Source organism: Acinetobacter sp. JADD-222, assembly GCF_049310645.1.
This window is the reverse complement of the sequence record NZ_JBMOWI010000003.1, coordinates 142,447-160,887: the sequence shown is the minus strand read 5'-3', so window position 1 is coordinate 160,887 and position 18,441 is coordinate 142,447. Positions and strand designations below refer to the sequence as shown.

20 protein-coding genes are annotated in these 18,441 nt (G+C 41.8%); 18 read left to right on the top strand and 2 right to left on the bottom strand.

The features are described 5' to 3' along the window. Nucleotides 1-11 precede the first annotated feature (11 nt). Together pgaC and pgaD are read left to right on the top strand one after the other, a co-directional pair. A complete protein-coding gene (gene pgaC, locus ACO6UW_RS04530; RefSeq protein ID WP_002117710.1) occupies nucleotides 12-1,271 on the top strand; it encodes a poly-beta-1,6-N-acetyl-D-glucosamine synthase in 1,260 nt (419 codons plus the stop codon). Nucleotides 1,272-1,354: 83 nt separating this feature from the next. Further along, entirely contained in the window at nucleotides 1,355-1,774 is a 420-nt protein-coding gene (gene pgaD / locus ACO6UW_RS04525) for a poly-beta-1,6-N-acetyl-D-glucosamine biosynthesis protein PgaD (protein ID WP_017403159.1), read from the top strand. A 101-nt stretch (nucleotides 1,775-1,875) separates the two neighbouring features. Here the strand turns inward: pgaD and ACO6UW_RS04520 are convergent, their stop codons facing one another. Beyond that, nucleotides 1,876-2,664, bottom strand: coding sequence for a crotonase/enoyl-CoA hydratase family protein (locus tag ACO6UW_RS04520; RefSeq protein ID WP_057062637.1), 789 nt, complete (start codon nucleotides 2,662-2,664; stop codon nucleotides 1,876-1,878). A 246-nt stretch (nucleotides 2,665-2,910) separates the two neighbouring features. On the opposite strand from ACO6UW_RS04520, the gene pnuC reads away from it, so the two are divergent. Both pnuC and ACO6UW_RS04510 read left to right on the top strand, forming a co-directional pair. Next, nucleotides 2,911-3,492, top strand: a complete 582-nt coding sequence (gene pnuC / locus ACO6UW_RS04515; RefSeq protein WP_057062638.1) for a nicotinamide riboside transporter PnuC — start codon at nucleotides 2,911-2,913, stop codon at nucleotides 3,490-3,492. A 14-nt stretch (nucleotides 3,493-3,506) separates the two neighbouring features. Next, nucleotides 3,507-3,806 (top strand): hypothetical protein, encoded by a 300-nt coding sequence (locus ACO6UW_RS04510; RefSeq protein WP_057062639.1) that lies wholly within the window; start codon nucleotides 3,507-3,509, stop codon nucleotides 3,804-3,806. 45 nt (nucleotides 3,807-3,851) lie between these two features. Here ACO6UW_RS04510 and ACO6UW_RS04505 read toward each other — a convergent pair whose 3' ends face one another. Then, nucleotides 3,852-4,664, bottom strand: a complete 813-nt coding sequence (locus ACO6UW_RS04505) for an IclR family transcriptional regulator (protein ID WP_057062640.1) — start codon at nucleotides 4,662-4,664, stop codon at nucleotides 3,852-3,854. 273 nt (nucleotides 4,665-4,937) lie between these two features. Here ACO6UW_RS04505 and ACO6UW_RS04500 point away from each other — a divergent pair, with 273 nt between their 5' ends. The 14 genes from ACO6UW_RS04500 (at nucleotide 4,938) to ACO6UW_RS04435 (ending at nucleotide 18,391) form a co-directional block, all read left to right on the top strand. After that, a complete protein-coding gene (locus tag ACO6UW_RS04500) occupies nucleotides 4,938-5,243 on the top strand; it encodes a non-heme iron oxygenase ferredoxin subunit (protein ID WP_002117586.1) in 306 nt (101 codons plus the stop codon). Between the two features lie 27 nt (nucleotides 5,244-5,270). Next, entirely contained in the window at nucleotides 5,271-5,570 is a 300-nt protein-coding gene (locus tag ACO6UW_RS04495) for a recombinase-like helix-turn-helix domain-containing protein (protein WP_005070730.1), read from the top strand. A 16-nt stretch (nucleotides 5,571-5,586) separates the two neighbouring features. After that, nucleotides 5,587-6,654: an aromatic ring-hydroxylating oxygenase subunit alpha gene (locus tag ACO6UW_RS04490; protein ID WP_005070727.1), complete on the top strand. Its 1,068-nt coding sequence runs from the start codon at nucleotides 5,587-5,589 to the stop codon at nucleotides 6,652-6,654. Next, nucleotides 6,647-7,411 (top strand): SDR family oxidoreductase, encoded by a 765-nt coding sequence (locus ACO6UW_RS04485; RefSeq protein WP_057062641.1) that lies wholly within the window; start codon nucleotides 6,647-6,649, stop codon nucleotides 7,409-7,411. Before ACO6UW_RS04490 ends, ACO6UW_RS04485 begins: the two co-directional genes overlap by 8 nt. An 11-nt stretch (nucleotides 7,412-7,422) precedes the next feature. Then, nucleotides 7,423-8,352 (top strand): VOC family protein, encoded by a 930-nt coding sequence (locus ACO6UW_RS04480; RefSeq protein WP_057062642.1) that lies wholly within the window; start codon nucleotides 7,423-7,425, stop codon nucleotides 8,350-8,352. 28 nt (nucleotides 8,353-8,380) lie between these two features. Then, the gene (locus tag ACO6UW_RS04475; protein WP_057062643.1) at nucleotides 8,381-9,592 is read left to right on the top strand and encodes an NAD(P)/FAD-dependent oxidoreductase; all 1,212 of its coding nucleotides are present in this window, start codon (nucleotides 8,381-8,383) and stop codon (nucleotides 9,590-9,592) included. A gap of 42 nt (nucleotides 9,593-9,634) precedes the next feature. Further along, the gene (locus ACO6UW_RS04470) at nucleotides 9,635-10,858 is read left to right on the top strand and encodes an MFS transporter (protein WP_057062644.1); all 1,224 of its coding nucleotides are present in this window, start codon (nucleotides 9,635-9,637) and stop codon (nucleotides 10,856-10,858) included. Between the two features lie 23 nt (nucleotides 10,859-10,881). Next, a complete protein-coding gene (locus tag ACO6UW_RS04465; RefSeq protein ID WP_002117566.1) occupies nucleotides 10,882-11,403 on the top strand; it encodes a cupin domain-containing protein in 522 nt (173 codons plus the stop codon). A gap of 35 nt (nucleotides 11,404-11,438) precedes the next feature. Beyond that, a complete protein-coding gene (locus tag ACO6UW_RS04460; RefSeq protein ID WP_057062645.1) occupies nucleotides 11,439-12,263 on the top strand; it encodes an alpha/beta fold hydrolase in 825 nt (274 codons plus the stop codon). Nucleotides 12,264-12,278: 15 nt separating this feature from the next. After that, nucleotides 12,279-13,073 (top strand): SDR family oxidoreductase, encoded by a 795-nt coding sequence (locus ACO6UW_RS04455; RefSeq protein WP_000009972.1) that lies wholly within the window; start codon nucleotides 12,279-12,281, stop codon nucleotides 13,071-13,073. 15 nt (nucleotides 13,074-13,088) lie between these two features. Next, a complete protein-coding gene (locus tag ACO6UW_RS04450) occupies nucleotides 13,089-13,880 on the top strand; it encodes an aspartate dehydrogenase (RefSeq protein WP_044100565.1) in 792 nt (263 codons plus the stop codon). Between the two features lie 13 nt (nucleotides 13,881-13,893). Continuing rightward, a complete protein-coding gene (locus ACO6UW_RS04445) occupies nucleotides 13,894-15,360 on the top strand; it encodes an aldehyde dehydrogenase (RefSeq protein WP_057062646.1) in 1,467 nt (488 codons plus the stop codon). Between the two features lie 38 nt (nucleotides 15,361-15,398). Then, nucleotides 15,399-17,039 (top strand): thiamine pyrophosphate-binding protein, encoded by a 1,641-nt coding sequence (locus tag ACO6UW_RS04440; RefSeq protein WP_057062647.1) that lies wholly within the window; start codon nucleotides 15,399-15,401, stop codon nucleotides 17,037-17,039. 155 nt (nucleotides 17,040-17,194) lie between these two features. Beyond that, nucleotides 17,195-18,391 carry a hypothetical protein gene (locus ACO6UW_RS04435; RefSeq protein WP_032005862.1) on the top strand — a complete coding sequence of 399 codons (1,197 nt, stop codon included), beginning with the start codon at nucleotides 17,195-17,197 and terminating at the stop codon, nucleotides 18,389-18,391. Nucleotides 18,392-18,441: the final 50 nt, after the last annotated feature.

Below are 18,441 nucleotides of genomic sequence, written 5' to 3'. Positions count from 1 at the left end.
GAGGCTAAAACATGACAATCTTTGCTGCAATATGGTCGCATGCCTTAAAATTCGTTTTCTATTATCCATTATTCATGTCGTATTTATGGATGATTGGCGCGATCATTTTCTATTGGAAAGAACGTCAGGCTCCGCCTTACGATCAACCTGCTCCGTTAGAGAGTTATCCAAAAGTCGCTGTGTTAATTCCTTGTTTTAATGAAGGGGATAATGCAGAAGAAACCATTAGCCATGCATTAAAACTGGACTATCCTCATTTTGAAGTGATTGCGATTAATGATGGTAGCTCGGACAATACAGGAGAGGTACTCGACCGTTTAGCAGCACAACATGAAAAACTACGTGTTGTTCATTTGGCGCAAAACCAAGGTAAAGCCATGGGGTTGCAAGCCGGAAGCTTAATGACCGATGCCGAGTTTTTAATTGGTATTGATGGCGATGCTTTACTTGATCCTCATGCAGCAAAGTGGATGATTCGTCATTTTCAGGAAAATCCAACAGTTGCAGCAGTTACGGGTAACCCGCGTATCCGTACTCGCTCAACTTTGCTAGGGCGTATTCAGGTCGGGGAGTTTTCTTCGATTGTTGGCATGATTAAACGTGCACAACGTACCTTTGGGCGCTTATTTACCGTATCGGGTGTGATTACCGCTTTTCGTAAGAGCGCTGTTCACCAAGTGGATTATTGGTCTCCAAATATGTTGACTGAAGATATCGATATTACTTGGAAATTGCAGCGAGCAGGTTGGGACATTCGTTTTGAACCGAATGCCTTGGTCTGGATTTTAATGCCTGAAACTTTAAACGGTTTGTGGAAACAACGTTTACGTTGGGCTATGGGTGGGGCACAGGTATTAATTAAAAATATTGATGTGTTCACCAAACCAAAATTAAATTTTTTATGGCCTTTAATGTTTGAGCTTTGCTTAACCTTAGTTTGGTCATATTTAATGCTCGCGATGGCTTTATTATGGTTGGTACATTTTATTTTACCGGTCCCTGCTTTAGCCGTTGTGAGCTCTCCATTTTTACCGTATGGTAGCGGTATTTTATTGGGGGCAACCTGTCTCATTCAGTTTGCTTTAAGCAAATGGATGGATAGTCGTTATGAACCACATCTAGGAAAAAACTATTTCTGGATGATCTGGTATCCATTGGTCTTTTGGCTAATCACCATCTCGGCAACTATTGTGGCATTTCCAAAAGTTTTAAAACGTGGAGATGAGAAACGTGCGCGTTGGGTGAGCCCGGATCGGGGCATTCGTGGATGAAATGCAAGAGTCATGAGATTTTAAAGATCGTGCTGTATTGATGTCTGGGGAAAACCACAGCACTTCGTTAGGTAAAGAGAGAAATGAAGACAAATTCGTTGATTATTGATTTACGCCGTCAATTACCATGGCATAAACGCTATGCTTCTACAACAAGCACAGCCATGATGTGGGCGGTTTGGTTGTTGCTGTGGCGTCCATTTGTACTGATCTGGGTTTTGGCTGAGCTCCAAAAAACACATTTGGTTCACCGTTTGTTTAGTGCCTTTGGTTTAGGTATTGAACATGGTATTACTGCGTTAATTGCTTGTGCAATTTGTTTATTGTTGTGGAGTCATGTGCTGCCTGAGCATCGTGTTGGTGGTAATGCGCTTAAAACAAAACAGACAGATGATTATGCGCGGTATTTTGATTTACCTGAACATGAAATTGAGCAGGGACGTAGTCAGAAAATTACAGTCGTTCATCATGATGAACTAGGTAAAATCGTTAGAGTTGAATAAAGCCAATTAATAAAAAAGCCCGCATCATGTGGGCTTTTTTTTACGCTAATTTCAGTATATCCATAAGTTTTAAACTGTAGAGCGCAGTGTTTGAGTAGGTATTATTTACCTTTGAAAACAGGAGGCCTTTTTTGCAACATGGCAAAAACACCTTCTTGAACATCTTCTGTTGTGAGCAAAGGTTGAAGATGGCTTTGCAATTGCTTAAAGGCAACCTCATAACCTTCGTTAATAGCTTCACGCGCAGAGGCGAGAGTCGCTTTTACAGCAAGGGGAGCAGCTTGCGCAACATGTTCAGCAAGTTCTATGGCACGGTTGAGCTGAGAGCCTTCTGGACATATTTCGGTAATCAGGTTCATATCAAAAGCTGCTTGGGCATTAAAAGAGTCACCAGTGAGTAAATAGCGCATGGCTTTGGCCCAACCCGCGGCTTGAGTAAAACGCGCAGTAGCTCCGCCAAAAGGTAAGATGCCACGTTGAACTTCCATTTGAGCAAATTGTGTATTTTCACTCGCAATCGTAATATCTGCGTTGAGAAATAGTTCTATACCAGCTGTATAACAATAACCTTGTACTGCCACAATCAAAGGTTTACTGAGCTTTCGGCCTACAGTGCCCCAAGGGTTAATCTCATTTTCACTAAAATCAAAAACACCTGTAGCGAGTTTAGGTTGTAACTCAACTAGGTCTAAACCAGCTGTAAAATGATCCCCATGAGCAAAGATAACCGCGCAGCGCAGGGCATCATTATTTTCATATTCGGTGAGCGCTAGTGATAAGTCTTTGATCATGTGACTATCAAAAGCATTACGTTTTGCTGCCCGATCTAGACCAATTAAAAAAATATGTCCACGAGTTTCACGGCTGACTTTTCCTGCTTGATTTGACATATTGTCACGCTCTTTATTTGTCTTTAATCATGTTTTAAACAATCGTTTAAAAACTAGCAAATATAATTTGTTCGCGACTCGATCGGTATTTCTTTTGTCTATGTATTGAAGTAAATCAAATTCATACGAAAAGACAAATCCTAAGATAACGTCAATTTGCATAATTTATTTAAATTAGCAGTTTGCTTCGCTTTATATTTTTCTCATAATACTTCGTCAAATTGATCTCAATAAGCAGCTGTTTTTATGTCACCTCTAGAAATCTTTGCGGTTTTGATTAGCCTGATTGGAGTCGGATTAACGGTAATCCGTAATATGTGGTGTTGGCTGTTTAATTTCTTTGCCTTTGTTTTATATGCCTATTTGTTTTACGAATTTAAGCTATATGGCGAAACAATTTTGCAGTTCTTTTTTATGGTCGTAAATTTTTATGGCTTTTACTACTGGCTCAAAGGAAAGCAGCAAGATCACGACATTCGTATAAAGCCAATAGCTCCTAAAGTTGCAATTTTTCAAATGATCATTGCCGCAGTAGGTGGCTTGCTTTTTGGCTTAATTCTTAAAAACTTTACTGATGCAGCAGTTCCTATGCTCGACTCACAACTTGCCGCATTTAGTTTGCTTGCAACGTATTGGACCAGCCGAAAACATATTGCGACTTGGATACTTTGGGTATTTGTCGATATTATTTATGTCGGTATGTTCATCTATAAAGATTTATTTTTAACAGCCGCTTTGTATGCAGCATTTGTTTTGATGGCAGCTTATGGTTGGTATCAATGGGAAAAGGTTAAAAAGAAACAGCTTTTAGCCTCAAACCAGCTTTAATTTGGAGTGTGATCATGTTGTTGAGCTTAGAGGTCTATAAACAACAACAGTTTGATCAAATTGCTGCAAAAATAATGGCAGAGCCAAAACAGTATTGTGAATTTAATTCTGTATCAGATTTTTATAACGCTGCATGGCTCAACGGTTTTCCACATGGTAGCCAGATTTCTGCTACGGGTTTAGATGATGGAGCTGAAGAGTTTTATGCAATTATTCAGTTTAAACAGCAGTATTTAAAATTTGATATTAAAGAAAATGATTCGACAATTATCTTTCAGGATATGAATGGGAACATTTTTAAAAGTAACTTTTAATTTATGAAATAAAATCTAAAAAAAAGCGACTTAACGTCGCTTTTTTTAATAAATAAATTTGGAAATTTTGTTTGCTGTTTCAACGACTAGGCTTGCGATATCTTCTTTAAATGTTCTTTCATCGTAAGTTGTAATTGGACAACTCACAGAGATAACAGCGACCATTTTCCCGTTTGACTGTTTAAAAATAGGTGCCGCACAGGCTGCCATATCATGATTGTAATGACCCCAGCTCACCATGGTTTTTTGAGTTTTTACGTAAGAGAGTCTTTGCAATAAAGCTTTTAAATTGGTTGGAGTCAGATCAGAAAAACTGTCCCAATCATTGAAGTTACGATAACGCTGACGTACTTCCGTTTCAGGTAAATCTGATAAAAGCATTTGACCAATGACGGTTGCATGGGCAGGCCAGCGAGTTCCTAAACTAATGTTGCTCGTAAAGGTTCCCATCGACTGGATATTATTTACAAAGACAATGTGAGTGCCTTCTAAAATTGAAAGATGTACTGCGAGTTTGGTCTGGTCACGTAGTTCTTTCATTAAAGGTGTCGATAAATCAAGTAATGAAAGTTTAGATAAACTGTTAAAACCAAGTTCCATAACTTTTGAATCGAGAGCGTAAGTTTTTTGAGATGCTTTTCTTAAATAGCCACAAGATTCGAGTGTATAGATCAGACGAAATGCACTAGAACGGTTCACTTCTAAAATTTCAGCAATTTCTGTAATGGTCATTTCTTGCGCTTGTTGGTTAAATGCTTGCAAGATAGCTAAACCCCGTACAAGTCCGGGAACTAAATATCGATCATCATTTTTTGTTGTTTCCGATTCTTGCGAATCTTCATCAATTGCTATGCTCATTCGTGTCATTTTCCTATAAATAAAACATGATTCAATTTGGGGCATGCTGCTTTATTTTATAACTATTGTAATTGTTAAAAATGCATAAAACAATTTTTATATTTAAAACTTTGTTTCCTTCTTGAAACGTAACAAAATATTTAAAAATTAATAAACCAATGAATTTTATATTTATTTTTACTTTGACAAAAAATGATCAAGGGGATTATGCTTAGCTTGTGTTTTGAAAATCAAATTATGTTTTGTATATAAAACAAAATGAGGACGCAAGGTATGAGTTGGATCTCAGTTTGTCAGCAGGGTGACGTTAGCGAAGATGAGCCGAAAGCCATCGAAATTGAAGGGAAAAAAATAGGCGTATTTTTCGTCGATGAAAATTACTTTGCTATCGAAAATGTTTGCCCTCATGCGTATGCCTTATTAACCGAAGGATTTATCGAAGATCAGACTGTTGAATGTCCATTGCACGAAGCAATTTTTGACATTCAAACAGGTGAGCTAAAAAGTGGGCCAGGGTGTAGAAACCTATGTACGTACCCAGTTCGTGTTGAAGGACAGGATATTCAAATTCAACTCTAGTCCTCACATGTACAAGGAAGCAGAACAATGAAGACATTTAATGAAAAGTTGGCAAGCTGGATTCATGCAACGCCGGCAACCGAAGCAGGTATCAACAATATTCAAATTCCAGGTCAATCTGAATTGTTGGTTTGGCAAACACGTTATAAAGAACCAACTCTCTATGAACAGGATTTTGTAAAAAACTTGATTCAGGCATTTTCTGCGGGCGCAACAGAGTTAGATGACGTTGTTTCTGCACTTAATCAACAGGGTTTCCGCTGTGAATCTGGTGATGAATGGACTTCTGCAAGCTTTACAGAAGAAATGCAACGTTTAGGTTATTGATTCAAGGAAGAATAAAATGAACGCAATCGTATCAACTTCACAAAGCGCTGAAGAATATTTAGAACTTGGTTTACGTGACCAATGGCATCCGGTTTTAGCAAGTTGGGAAGTCGCTGCTAATCCAGTTGGAATTACCCGTTTAGGCGAAAATATTGTGGTTTGGCGTGATGCCGAAGGTCAGGTTCATGCGCTTGAAGATCGCTGCCCACACCGCGGTGCTCGTCTTTCACTCGGTTGGAACTTGGGTGACCGAGTTGCTTGCTGGTATCACGGTGTTGAAGTTCGTGCTGATGGTGTGGTTGCCGATGTACCAGCAGTTCATGAATGTCCAATGACTGGAACTAAATGTTTAAAGAACTATCCGGTAATTGAGCAACATGGTGCAATCTTCATCTGGTTTGGTATCGATGCAAATGAACAACCAGCGCCGCTTGAGTTCCCAGAGCAACTTGCAAGTGAAGAATGGAGTGCGTTCCTTTGCCAAGCAGACTGGAAAGTAAACCATCAATACGCGATTGATAACGTGATGGACCCAATGCATGGGACCTATTTACACGCGACATCACACTCAATGGCAGATGGTGAACGTACTGCAGAGATGAAGCACCGCACGACCGATAATGGCTTTGTTTTTGAAAAAGAAGGTCAAACAGGTGTGAACTTTGACTGGGTTGAATACGGTTCAACAGGTGCAAGCTGGTTACGTCTTTCAATTCCTTACCGTAAACAATTTGGCCCAGGTGGTGAATTTTGGATTGTAGGTTATGCAACGCCAATTGATGCCAATAATACTCGCGTATTTTTCTGGCGCTGCCGTAAGGTGAGTGGCTGGCAACGTAATGTATGGCGTTTCTTATATCGCAATCATTTAGAACAGTTGCATTGGGATGTATTGGAACAAGACCGAATTATTTTAGAAAACCTTGCTCCAAATGCGCGTGAAAAAGAGTTCCTCTATCAACACGATGTTGGTCTTGCACGTTTACGCCGTTTAATGAAAAAAGAAGCTGAGAAGCAATTAAAGAAAATTGCTGCACTAAATGCATCAAACCGTATCGAGATGCAGGAAGAAGCTCATGGCTAATGTAGCGTTGTTGCAAGGCAAAAAAGTTTTAGTGACTGGTGCTGCGCGTGGTTTAGGCCGAGATTTCGCTCAAGCGATTGCCGAGGCTGGCGCTGAAGTTGTGATGGCAGATATTTTGTCTGACTTGGGGCAACAAGAAGCGCAAGCATTACAGCAACAAGGGCTAAATGTTCATGCAGTAACAGTTGACCTTGCCAATGCAGACTCTATTGAAAATGCGGTTGCAAAAAGTGTTGACGTACTCCAAGGACTAGACGGACTTGTGAACTGTGCGGCACTGGCAACTAATGTCGGTGGAAAAAATATGATTGATTATGATCCTGAACTTTGGGATCGGGTCATGAATATTAATGTGAAAGGCACATGGCTCATCAGTAAGGCATGCGTTCCCCATTTAAAGCAATCGGCTGCTGGCAAGATCATTAATGTTGCTTCCGATACAGCACTTTGGGGCGCACCGAACTTGATGGCTTATGTGGCAAGTAAAGGCGCAATTCTTGCCATGACACGTTCAATGGCAAGAGAGTTGGGACAGTTCAATATCTGTGTCAACACCTTGTCACCGGGCCTTACTCTGGTTGAAGCAACTGAGTATGTGCCACAGGAACGTCACGATTTATATGTGAACGGAAGAGCGATTCAACGTCAGCAACTTCCACAAGATTTAAATGGAACAGCATTGTATCTACTGTCGGATTTGTCCTCTTTTGTGACAGGTCAAAATATTCCGGTCAATGGCGGTTTTGTCTTTAACTAAGGAGTAGTCAAATGATTACAGGGATCGAGATTTTAAAGTTTGGAGTTGAAGATAGAGCCGCTTCAAACAAGTTTTTGGCAGATTTTGGTTTAAGCCAAAGTAGTTCGGATATTGAAGGCACTGATCTTTACGAGACTCAAAACGGTAGCAAGATTTATCTATTTAATTGTGATGATGAGCGTTTGCCGACTGCTATTGAACAAGGTTCAACTTTACGTGAAGTGACTTGGGGTGTTGAAAGTGCTCAAGACCTTGAAGATTTAGCAGCTCGTTTAGCCGATGTAAAGGGTTTTAAACGTACTGAAAATACAGTTCAGTGCCTTGACCCAAATGGCATGACCATTCGTTTTGAACAAAGCTTTGTTAAAGAAGTACCTGAACTTAAAACGGAAGGTATTAACCAGTACGGCAACATTCAACGTGTTAATGCAGCAAGTCCTGTCTATGAAAAGGGTCAACCTGTTGCGATTGGACATGTGGTGTTTTTCACACCGGATTTGGCAACAACTGAGAACTTCTATATCGAGAAAGTAGGTTTCCATTTATCTGATGCCTACAAAAATCGCGGTGCATTCTTACGTTGTCGCGGTGAAGGTTATCACCATGATTTATTCTTGCTCAGTGTTCCAAATAAACCTGCTGGCTTAAATCACGTTGCGTTTGTAGTACGTGATATCCACGAGGTGATTGGGGGCGGTTTAAATATGAATCGTTCGGAGTGGTCAACCTTTATTGGACCCGGACGTCACCCAATTTCTTCTGCTTATTTCTGGTACGTCAACTCACCATTGGGCGGTGCATTTGAATACTACACTAACGATGACTATTTGACAGAAGAATGGCAGCCACGTGTAGAAGAACATCGTCTAGAGCTTTTCACCGAATGGGCGATTGAAGGTGGTCTTGATGACACAACCCGCCGTCAGGTGAAGCCTGTTTAACAGGGATTGCTTTACAAGGAAGATGGCTATGGAAAAGATCGTAATTGTAGGTGCTGGACAGGCAGCGGGGTGGGCAGTAAGTACCTTACGTCAAAATGGGTATGTGGGTGAAATTCACGTGGTTTCAAATGAAGATCAAGTGTTTTATGAGCGTCCACCATTGTCTAAGCAAGTACTTTCAAAAGAAGCAACGTATGAAAGTTTGAATCTGTTCTCACCTGAACAGGTTAAAGAGTTCAACGTTCAATGGCATAAACCGGAAATTGCAACAAAAGTCGATCGTGAGCAAAAACAGGTTCATTTAGAAAGCGGCCAGATCTTGCCGTATGACAAATTGCTGATTGCAACAGGAAGCCGTGCCCGTGTACCCGTTAATACATGGCAGTTCATTCCAAAGGTTGTGACTTTACGTAATGTGCATGACTGTGAGCGTTTGGCTGAAATTTTAAAGAATGCCAAAAATGTCGCTGTGATCGGCGGCGGCTGGATTGGTTTAGAAATTGCTGCAACTGCACGTAAGCAAGGTAAAGATGTTCATATTTTTGAATATGGCGACCGTTTGTGTGCAAGAAGTGTGAGTCCGGAAGTTTCTGCATTTTTAAAAAATATGCATGAGACCCAAGGCACAAAAATACATTTAGACAGCAAGAGCCTTCATTTGGTTGAAGCGCCGAATCAGAAAGTTGAAGTGGTGAATCACCCACAAAATAGTCAGTTATTTGACTGTGTTGTGGTAGGTGCAGGCGCTGAAATTGCCAAAGAGTTAGGTGTACATGCTGGTCTCGATGTGAAAGATGGCATTGTGGTGAATTGTTTTGGGCAAACTTCAGATCAAAACATTTATGCCGCAGGTGATGTCGCGATTCATCCGGGCTTGGGTTATTGCATTCAGTCTTGGGCAAATGCACAAAATCAGGCAATTGCAGCAGCAAAGTCGATGCTCGGCATTGAAACTGAATATAGCGATATTCCATGGCTTTGGTCAGATCAATATCACTTTAATATCCAGATTTTAGGTACGTATCAACCTGAAAAAACGAAGGAAGTAGTCATTCGCCAAGGCGGTGAAGATCAGGTGAGCTATTTATATCTGGACCATGAAAATCGTTTGCTCAACATGATTGCCATTAATGATTCTAAACTGGTCAAACTGGCAAAACGTTGGATGCAAGCCAACACCGTTTTAGATCCAAAACTATTAGCAGATGCTGAATTTAATGTCATGAAGTTAAAACCGTAAACATTAAATCTGGTTCTCATTACCAAATCGAAGGAATGACACATGAGTAATGAAGAAAAAAGTGGATTAAAGCATTGGGTACCTGCTTTTGTCCTTATGGTGTGTGTGGTACTGGCGTTTTTCGACAAGATTAGTATTGCGGTTTTATTTTCAGATCCTAATTTTCAAAGTGCAATGGGAATTGCTGAAGATAAGGCCAAGCTCGGATGGCTCATGACAAGTTTCTTACTTGCTTATGGTTTTTCATCGGTCTTTCTAAGCTTTTTGGGTGACATTTTTAACCCAAAGAAAATGCTGTTCTGGAGCGTAACGTCGTGGGGCATACTCATGTTTTGCATGGGGTTCACCACCAGTTATTCAGGCATGTTGGTTTTACGTGTACTGCTTGGTTTAGCAGAAGGCCCGTTATTTGCCTTGGCATACACCATTGTTAAGCAGACTTATACGGACCGTCAGCAGGCACGTGCTTCTACCATGTTCTTACTTGGAACACCGATTGGTGCATTCCTTGGGTTCCCGATCACTGCAAATGTTTTAGCTCACCACGACTGGCATACCACTTTTTTTGTGATGGCTGCGCTAACCCTGATTGCAATTTTCAGCATTGTTTTTGGTCTGCGTAACTTACAACTCAAGAAAACTGTTGAAATTGAGGGTGAGAGTAAACGTACCAATTTCAAAGGTCACATTGCGAATACTAAATTGCTGCTCAGCAACAGCGCGTTCTGGTTGGTTTGTCTCTTTAACATTGCGTTGATGACTTATTTATGGGGCTTAAATAGCTGGGTTCCTTCTTACCTTATGCAAGACAAAGGATTCAATCTCAAAGAGTTTGGGATGTATTCAAGCTTTCCATTCATTGCCATGTTAATTGGCGAAATTATCGGTGCATTTTTATCTGACAAGTTAGGCCGCCGCGCGATTCAAGTATTTAGCGGTTTATTACTCGCGGGCATCTTCATGTACGTAATGGTCATTATGACTGAGCCACTATTGATTATTGCTGCCATGTCTTTAAGCGCGATGGCATGGGGTTTTGGAGTAGCTGCGGTATTCGCTCTGCTGGCCCGAGTAACCACCTCAAATGTAGGTGCGACAGCGGGTGGAATATTTAACGGGTTAGGCAATTTTGCAAGTGCAATTGCGCCTGTTCTTATCGGTTACATCGTGATGCAAACACATAGTTTTAATTTAGGAATTACCTTCTTGGCGGCTGTCGCTGTCATTGGGTCGTTGTTCTTGGTTCCTCTTTTAAAACGTTATTAATTCACTGTATAGGAGTTTAAAAAATGACTACACAACAATTCGAATCGTGGGCACAACCAGAGGGTGCTTCTTTAGAAGATTGGTTAAACACACGTATTGCTCGCTTTGAGACACGTAAATACGACTTCGATGCTTTGAAGTTCCAAGCAGATTACGACCCGAAATATCGCCGTGCACAAATGCGTTACATGGGTACGGGTGCGACAGGCGTTGCAAATGACGGCAACACTGTACCAGCAGAAAACTTCACATTTTCAACCATGGTTTTGCCACCACAGTGTGAAGGTCCTTTGCACATTCACCACGATGTTGAAGAAGTGTTCTTTATGCTCCGCGGCGAAATTGATTTGTTCATTGAGCACAACGGCGAAAAATTTGAGACCCGTTTAAAAGAGCGTGACCTGATTTCAATTCCACCAGGAATTTACCGTGGTCTGTTTAACCCAGGTCAAGAAGATGCCTTGATGTGTGTGATGTTAGGAACAGGTAAACCAACAATTCCGAACTATCCACCAGAGCATCCGTTGTCTCAAATCAAACGTTAATTGTTTGATGAAGTGAATGAAGGAAAGAATTGAAAATGATGACACTCATTGAAAAGTTAGCAGAATTTCCGGTGAAAACCGTTACTGTTCAAGACCAGCAGCAAGCCTATCGGGAAGCCGGTCAGGGCGAGTACCTTGTGCTGTTGCATGGCATTAGTTCAGGTTCTGCTTCATGGGTAAACCAACTTGAAGTGCTGTCTCATCATTTTCATGTCATTGCCTGGGACGCACCGGGCTATGGCAAATCAGATGAACTTTTAACGAATCAACCCAATGCAACCGACTACGCAAAGCGTTTGGCTGCGTTGTTCGATGCCTTAAAAATTGAAAAAGCAATTGTGGTCGGACACTCATTAGGTGCCTTACAGGCGAGTGCATTTGCTGCACTTTACCCAGAGCGAGTGAAGCACTTAGTTGTCGCTAACTTGGCACAAGGCTACCAACGCCACGATGAACAAACACAAATTCAGGTTTTTGAAAAAAGACCAAAAATGTTGAAAGAACTCGGTGTTAAAGGCATGGCCGAAAGCCGTGGACCTCATTTGATTTATAAACAAGAGCCACAAGCCTTAGCTTTAGTTTCAGAGGTGATGCAGCAGTTGACCTTACAAGGTTTCACACATGCATCGTACTTACTGGCATATGACGAAATACGTAATTACTTAACCCATTTAAAAGTCCCATGCACAGTCATTGCAGGGCAGCAAGATCAAATCACTCCTGCGTTAGGTATACAAGAGCTTGCTCAGGAATTGCAGTTGGAACAGCGCTTCGTCATAGAAGATGCAGGACATTTAAGTTATGTCGACCAACCGCAAGCATTTAACCAAATTATGTTGACGATTCAGGAACAATCGTAAGAGAGATTAAGGATTATGAGCTTCCAAGTTGAAGGAAAAGTTGCAGTTGTTACCGGTGGCTCATCTGGGATTGGGCTGGCTGCTGTTGAAATACTGGTTGCAGAGGGTGCAAAAGTTGCTTGGTGTGGTCGCGATGAAGAACGTTTAAATGCTTCTAAGCACTATATTTTAGAAAAATTTCCACATGCCCATATTTTTACTAAAGCATGCAATGTATTGAAAAAAGAAGAAGTTCAGCAATTTGCCAAAGAGGTCAAACTCAATTTGGGCAATGTGGACATGCTCATTAACAATGCTGGGCAAGGCCGTGTTTCAAATTTTGAAAACACACAAGATGAAGACTGGATGAAAGAGATTGAACTGAAATATTTCAGTGTTTTACATCCGGTAAGAGCTTTTCTTGATGACTTAAAACAGTCGGCAAACGCCTCAATTACCAATGTGAACTCGTTACTGGCATTGCAACCGGAACCGCACATGATTGCGACTTCATCTGCACGCGCTGCGCTGTTGAATTTAACCCATTCATTGGCGCATGAGTTTACTCAATATGGCGTTCGTGTGAACTCGATTTTACTCGGTATGGTCGAATCTGCGCAGTGGAAACGCCGTTATGAAACCCGTTCAGATTTAAATCTGTCATGGGAAGAGTGGACAGGCAATATCGCAAAAAATCGTGGCATTCCTATGCAGCGCTTAGGCCGTCCAGAAGAGCCTGCACGTGCTTTAGTTTTCTTGGCATCACCATTGGCATCTTACACCACAGGTTCGGCAATAGATGTCTCAGGTGGTTTTAACAAACATTTATAAATATCAGGTGCTGTCATGAAAAAGTTGATGATGATTGGTTTTGGCGCAATGGCAGCAGAAGTGTATGCCCACTTGCCTCAAGATCTGCAACTCAAATGGATTGTCGTGCCATCTCGCAGTATTGAAAAAGTGCAGTCACAAGTGTCTTCCGAGATTCAGGTGATTTCAGATATTGAGCAATGTGATGGTGAGCCTGACTATGTCATTGAGGTGGCAGGTCAAGCAGCAGTAAAAGAGCATGCTCAAAAAGTTTTAGCGAAAGGCTGGACCATTGGTCTGATTTCGGTGGGTACTTTGGCTGATAACGAGTTTTTGATTCAGCTTAAACAAACTGCCGAAAAAAATGATGCACATCTGCATTTGCTTGCAGGGGCTATCGCAGGCATTGACGGTATTTCTGCGGCCAAAGAAGGTGGTTTGCAAAAAGTCACTTACAAAGGCTGTAAAAGCCCAAAAAGCTGGAAAGGTAGTTATGCAGAGCAATTGGTCGATTTAGACCATGTTTCAGAACCTACGGTCTTTTTCACTGGAACTGCCCGTGAAGCTGCGACCAAATTTCCAGCCAATGCCAATGTTGCAGCAACGATTGCACTTGCAGGACTTGGAATGGACGAAACCATGGTTGAGTTAACTGTTGATCCAACTATCAACAAAAACAAACACACCATTGTGGCAGAAGGTGGCTTTGGGCAAATGACCATTGAACTGGTGGGCGTGCCGTTGCCAAGTAACCCAAAAACATCAACTTTGGCTGCGCTTAGCGTGATTCGTGCTTGTCGCAACAGTGTAGAAGCAATACAGATTTAAGAAGGATTTGATCATGGCAAAGGAAATTTATATTGCAGGTGAATGGCGATTAGGCCGTGGTGCAGTCATTCAAAGCCTGTTTCCGGCAGATCAGTCGGTTAATGCAGAGCTTTCAACGGCAACGCTTGATGATGTAAATGAAGCAATTGAAAAAGCAGATCAGGCTTGGCGTCAGCCGAGCTGGAGAAACAGCTTACCGCATGAGCGCGCCCGTATTCTCTACAAAGTTGCAGACATTATTGAAGCACGTGTAGATGAATTATCGAAACTGCAAACCCGAGATAATGGGAAGCCTTTAACCGAAACTCGTGGTTTGGTGATGAGCGCTGCGGCGACTGCACGTTATGTTGCTGCGGCATGTGAAACGTTGAACGATGAGCTTACCACTCAACGTGCTCCAGACTTTATGACCATGAGTGTGCATGAACCTGTAGGTGTTGTAGCAGCTATTACTCCTTGGAACTCTCCAATTGCGAGTGAGGTTCAAAAGCTTGCTCCTGCTTTGGCAGCAGGAAATGCCGTGGTGTTAAAACCAGCAGAAGCGACTTCACTGATTGCTTTAGAGCTTGCCAAAATTTTTGAAGAAGCTGGCTTACCAAAAGGTTTACTCAGTGTGTTAGTGGGGCGTGGTTCTGTAATTGGTGATGCAATTGCTCAGCACCCAATGGTTCGTAAAATTTCTTTTACAGGTGGCACAACCACGGGTCGTCATTTGGCACACATTGCTGCAGATAAACTGATTACCACTTCGCTTGAGTTAGGTGGAAAGTCACCAACCATCGTTCTGCCGGATGCAGATGTCGAACTGGCAGCTAAAGGTGTGGCTTACGGTATTTTTAGCTCGGCAGGCCAAGCGTGTATCGCAGGTTCTCGCTTGTTTATTCATAGCAGTCTTTACGATCAGTTTTTAACGCGTTTGGTTGAAATTACCAAAGGCTTACGTGTGGGCCATCCAGAACAGGCGGGTGTGCATTTAGGGCCACTGGTCAATGACAAACATTTGCAGTCTGTTGACCGCTATGTGCAGCTTGCTAAAAGCGAAGGTGGTCAGGTTCTAATTGGTGGTGAAGCGCTTACGGCTGGTGACTATGCCAAAGGAAGCTATTACTTACCGACCATTATTACGGGCTTAAATAACAGTGCTCAAACCTGTCAAGAAGAAATTTTTGGCCCTGTTTTAGTCGTTATGAAATATGACAATGAGCAAGATTTAATTGCCCAAGCCAATGACAGTTGTTTTGGTCTTGCCGCAGGCATCTGGACTGAAAGCTATCGTAAAGCTTGGCGCATCGCACGTGCATTAGAAGTGGGAACGGTGTGGATTAATACCTACAAAAAATTCTCGATTAGTGCGCCGTTTGGCGGCTTTAAAGACAGTGGAATCGGGCGCGAGAAAGGTCGTTTGGGCATTTTATCGTACATGCAACAAAAGAGTATTTATATGGGGCTGAATGAACAGCCTAACCCTTGGTGCGATTAATAAATTCAAGGACTGAAAACAAATTTTGAGGAACAGACATGACTGAACGTGTAAATGTAGGCGAAGCAATCGCAAGAGTTTTAGAAGCGCACCAAGTTGATAGTATTTATGGTGTTATTTCCATTCACAATTTACCTATTGCTGATGCAGTAGGGCGCCGTGAAAAAATGCGTTTTGTCGCAGCCCGTGGTGAGGCTGGTGCAGTTACCATGGCAGATGCACACTCACGCTTTAAAGGCCTAGGTGTAGCGTTGACTAGTACAGGTGCTGGGGCAGGTAATGCGGTAGGCTCACTCATTGAAGCAATGAATGCGGGTAGCCCTGTATTGCATTTAACGGGTCAAGTTGAGCGTGAATATCTCGACCGAGATGCAAGCTTCATCCATGAAACCAAAGACCAACTTACATTCTTGCGTGCATCGAGCAAAGCGGCGTTCCGTATTACCAGCCCAGACAATGCTGTTGGTGTGATTCGTGAAGCAATCCGTGTCGCAACTACAGTTCCAATGGGACCGGTAAGTGTTGAGTTACCAATTGATGTACAAGCAGCAGAAATCGATTTACCACTTAACTTAGGACCAGTGAAAGCACTTGAGTTGCCACAGGCAGAGCAAGTTGAAATTGATCTTCTTGTAAGCGAAATCAAAAAAGCAAAACGCCCGATTTTCTGGATTGGCGGTGGAACTTTAAATAGCGTTGCCGAAGTTAAAGCAATTGCAGATTTGGGTATTCCGGTTGTGTCGTCTACACACGGCCGTGGGGTGTTGGCAGATGATCATCCACGTAGTTTGGGTGCTTTCCATAACTCAGCAGGTGTTGAGCAGTTATTAAAAGATGCTGACTTAATGGTAGTCGTGGGTTCTCGTTTACGTAGTAATGAAACTAAAACTTATTCAGTTGAATTCCCTGAAAACATTATTCAGGTAGATGCCAACCCAGTGGCTCAGCAACGTAATTACAAAATCCGCAACTTCATTTGTGGCGATGCCAAAGATGTCTTAACACGTGTGTTAGAGCAGCTTCAAGGAACTTCAAAAGTTGATACCGATTACGATGCTGCTGTAGTAGCTGCTAAACAAGCTGCAATTGATTCACTGCGCAAACAAATCGACCAGTACGCTTTAATTTGTGATCACTTGCGTGCAGCTTTACCTCAAGACGGCATTTTTGTACGTGACATCACCATGTCGGGTAGTACATGGGGCAGTCGTTTATTCCCTGTACAAGCACCAAACCAAAACATCCACTCACTTGCGGGTGCAATTGGTTTAGGTCTTGCAACAGCAATTGGTGCTTCGGTTGCTAACCCTGACAAAAAAGTGATTGGTCTAGTCGGCGATGGCGGCTTAATGCTTGGCATTGGTGAAATTGCAACTATGGTGCAAGAAAACACCAATATGGTCTTAATGATTATGAATGACGGTGGCTATGGCGTAATGCGTGGCATTCAAAATAACTACTTTGGTGGTCGTCAGTATTTCAATGAATTGCATACACCAGACTACAAACTTCTTGGCGAATCAATGGGTGTGAAAAGCTGGAAAGTCGGTAGTGCAGATGAGTTTAAAACGGTTATTCAAGAGGCAGTCGCTTTTGAAGGGCCAACCGTGATTGAGCTCGATATGAACTCGATTGGACCATTAAACTTCGCGGGTCCACCGCAAAAGAAACTGTATTAACCAGTTTGGATGGTTTAGTACATATGCGATGGGAGCTGCTAAGCCATCCTTTTTTTAGATAAATTTTTTTATCTAAAAAACAATAAAAACGAAGTTTTACAGGTAAAACAAATAAAGTTCCAGCAGGACGCTGGAACTCAATCAAGGATGTAGAGATGAAAAAGACTTCATTGATCATGGCATTCATTGCACCGCTTACGCTGGGGGTAAGCGTCAATGCATTTGCAAAAGATTCATTGCTTGAATGGAAAAGTGATGACGGCACCGACTCATTAAAGTTAGGTGGGGTGGTTCGGTTAAATCAACGTTATGAAGATTGGGAAGGGCCAAACCGTGGTTTTGGAAAACTTCATTTTGATATTTTCAGGGTAGACCTCAAAGGTAAATTTGATGATGCCTACATCAATGCCAGTTATATGTTTCAAGACCAACAGAAAACGTCCATTGAAAAAGCATATGTTGGCTATAACTTAGATGCCAATAACAGCATTGAAGCAGGTCTAGTTTATAAACCTTTTACGATTTATCCTTATCCGCAAAATGGTTGGACCTACCACATCCCATTCTTTTTAGGTTATGGCAACAATATTGCGCCAGGGATTAACTGGAATTATCACGACAAAGATTGGGATGTAAAACTCGGTTATTACCCGCAGATGTTAGAGACGAACCTGCGCTACTCACCAGAAAGTGCAACTTATGATGACTTGGCAGGAAATGCATTTCCATCTCAAAAAGCCTATCAAAATGAAAAGCGCAATCAGGTGAATACCCGCATTGTTCGCAAGTTAGAAACTGATTTCGGTAAGCAAGAGTTCGGTGTATCGGGTGCAATTGCCCAGCTTCATAATGATATTACCGATAAAGACGGTAAATATTATGCAGTCGGTTTGCATACTGAAAATAACTATAAGCGCTTTAACTTACAAAGTTCGCTCATCCACTATCAATACGATGCTAAAAATCCGGATGGTGTAAATAGTGATATGACTTTGATGGGAGCAAATGGTCTTACGCCTGCTTATTTCATTGCTTCGGAAGGTACGATTGCCAGTTTAAACCTTGCCTATACGTTACCTGTCACCAATATGGGCAAGCTAAAAGCCATTAAGTTTTATAATGACTATAGTTATCTCGATAAAAAACGTGATGATTGGTCCGACTCGCAAATGAATACCACAGGGATGATGTTTATTGCTTCACCATTTATGGTTTGGGCGGATTATACGTGGGGTAAAAACTCCAACATTATTGGTGGCTCGACTAACTCAACGGGTTATACCTCTGCAACCTCGCCAAACAGTGATAAATGGCTATACCGTATTAACTTTAATATTGGCTTTACTTTCTAAAGTAAGCAGCAATAAAAAACCACGCGATCGGCGTGGTTTTTTATTTAATA

Excerpts from the sequence above, each read along its gene's own strand:
- ACO6UW_RS04495 (WP_005070730.1), top strand. The coding sequence starts at position 5,271 with ATGAAGACATTTAATGAAAAGTTGGCAAGCTGGATTCATGCAACGCCG.
- ACO6UW_RS04465 (WP_002117566.1), top strand. The coding sequence starts at position 10,882 with ATGACTACACAACAATTCGAATCGTGGGCACAACCAGAGGGTGCTTCT.
- ACO6UW_RS04520 (WP_057062637.1), bottom strand. The coding sequence starts at position 2,664 with ATGTCAAATCAAGCAGGAAAAGTCAGCCGTGAAACTCGTGGACATATT.
- ACO6UW_RS04490 (WP_005070727.1), top strand. The coding sequence starts at position 5,587 with ATGAACGCAATCGTATCAACTTCACAAAGCGCTGAAGAATATTTAGAA.
- ACO6UW_RS04500 (WP_002117586.1), top strand. The coding sequence starts at position 4,938 with ATGAGTTGGATCTCAGTTTGTCAGCAGGGTGACGTTAGCGAAGATGAG.
- ACO6UW_RS04445 (WP_057062646.1), top strand. The coding sequence starts at position 13,894 with ATGGCAAAGGAAATTTATATTGCAGGTGAATGGCGATTAGGCCGTGGT.
- ACO6UW_RS04455 (WP_000009972.1), top strand. The coding sequence starts at position 12,279 with ATGAGCTTCCAAGTTGAAGGAAAAGTTGCAGTTGTTACCGGTGGCTCA.
- pgaC (WP_002117710.1), top strand. The coding sequence starts at position 12 with ATGACAATCTTTGCTGCAATATGGTCGCATGCCTTAAAATTCGTTTTC.
- ACO6UW_RS04505 (WP_057062640.1), bottom strand. The coding sequence starts at position 4,664 with ATGAGCATAGCAATTGATGAAGATTCGCAAGAATCGGAAACAACAAAA.
- ACO6UW_RS04460 (WP_057062645.1), top strand. The coding sequence starts at position 11,439 with ATGATGACACTCATTGAAAAGTTAGCAGAATTTCCGGTGAAAACCGTT.
- pnuC (WP_057062638.1), top strand. The coding sequence starts at position 2,911 with ATGTCACCTCTAGAAATCTTTGCGGTTTTGATTAGCCTGATTGGAGTC.
- ACO6UW_RS04480 (WP_057062642.1), top strand. The coding sequence starts at position 7,423 with ATGATTACAGGGATCGAGATTTTAAAGTTTGGAGTTGAAGATAGAGCC.
- ACO6UW_RS04440 (WP_057062647.1), top strand. The coding sequence starts at position 15,399 with ATGACTGAACGTGTAAATGTAGGCGAAGCAATCGCAAGAGTTTTAGAA.
- ACO6UW_RS04470 (WP_057062644.1), top strand. The coding sequence starts at position 9,635 with ATGAGTAATGAAGAAAAAAGTGGATTAAAGCATTGGGTACCTGCTTTT.
- pgaD (WP_017403159.1), top strand. The coding sequence starts at position 1,355 with ATGAAGACAAATTCGTTGATTATTGATTTACGCCGTCAATTACCATGG.
- ACO6UW_RS04435 (WP_032005862.1), top strand. The coding sequence starts at position 17,195 with ATGAAAAAGACTTCATTGATCATGGCATTCATTGCACCGCTTACGCTG.
- ACO6UW_RS04475 (WP_057062643.1), top strand. The coding sequence starts at position 8,381 with ATGGAAAAGATCGTAATTGTAGGTGCTGGACAGGCAGCGGGGTGGGCA.
- ACO6UW_RS04450 (WP_044100565.1), top strand. The coding sequence starts at position 13,089 with ATGAAAAAGTTGATGATGATTGGTTTTGGCGCAATGGCAGCAGAAGTG.
- ACO6UW_RS04510 (WP_057062639.1), top strand. The coding sequence starts at position 3,507 with ATGTTGTTGAGCTTAGAGGTCTATAAACAACAACAGTTTGATCAAATT.
- ACO6UW_RS04485 (WP_057062641.1), top strand. The coding sequence starts at position 6,647 with ATGGCTAATGTAGCGTTGTTGCAAGGCAAAAAAGTTTTAGTGACTGGT.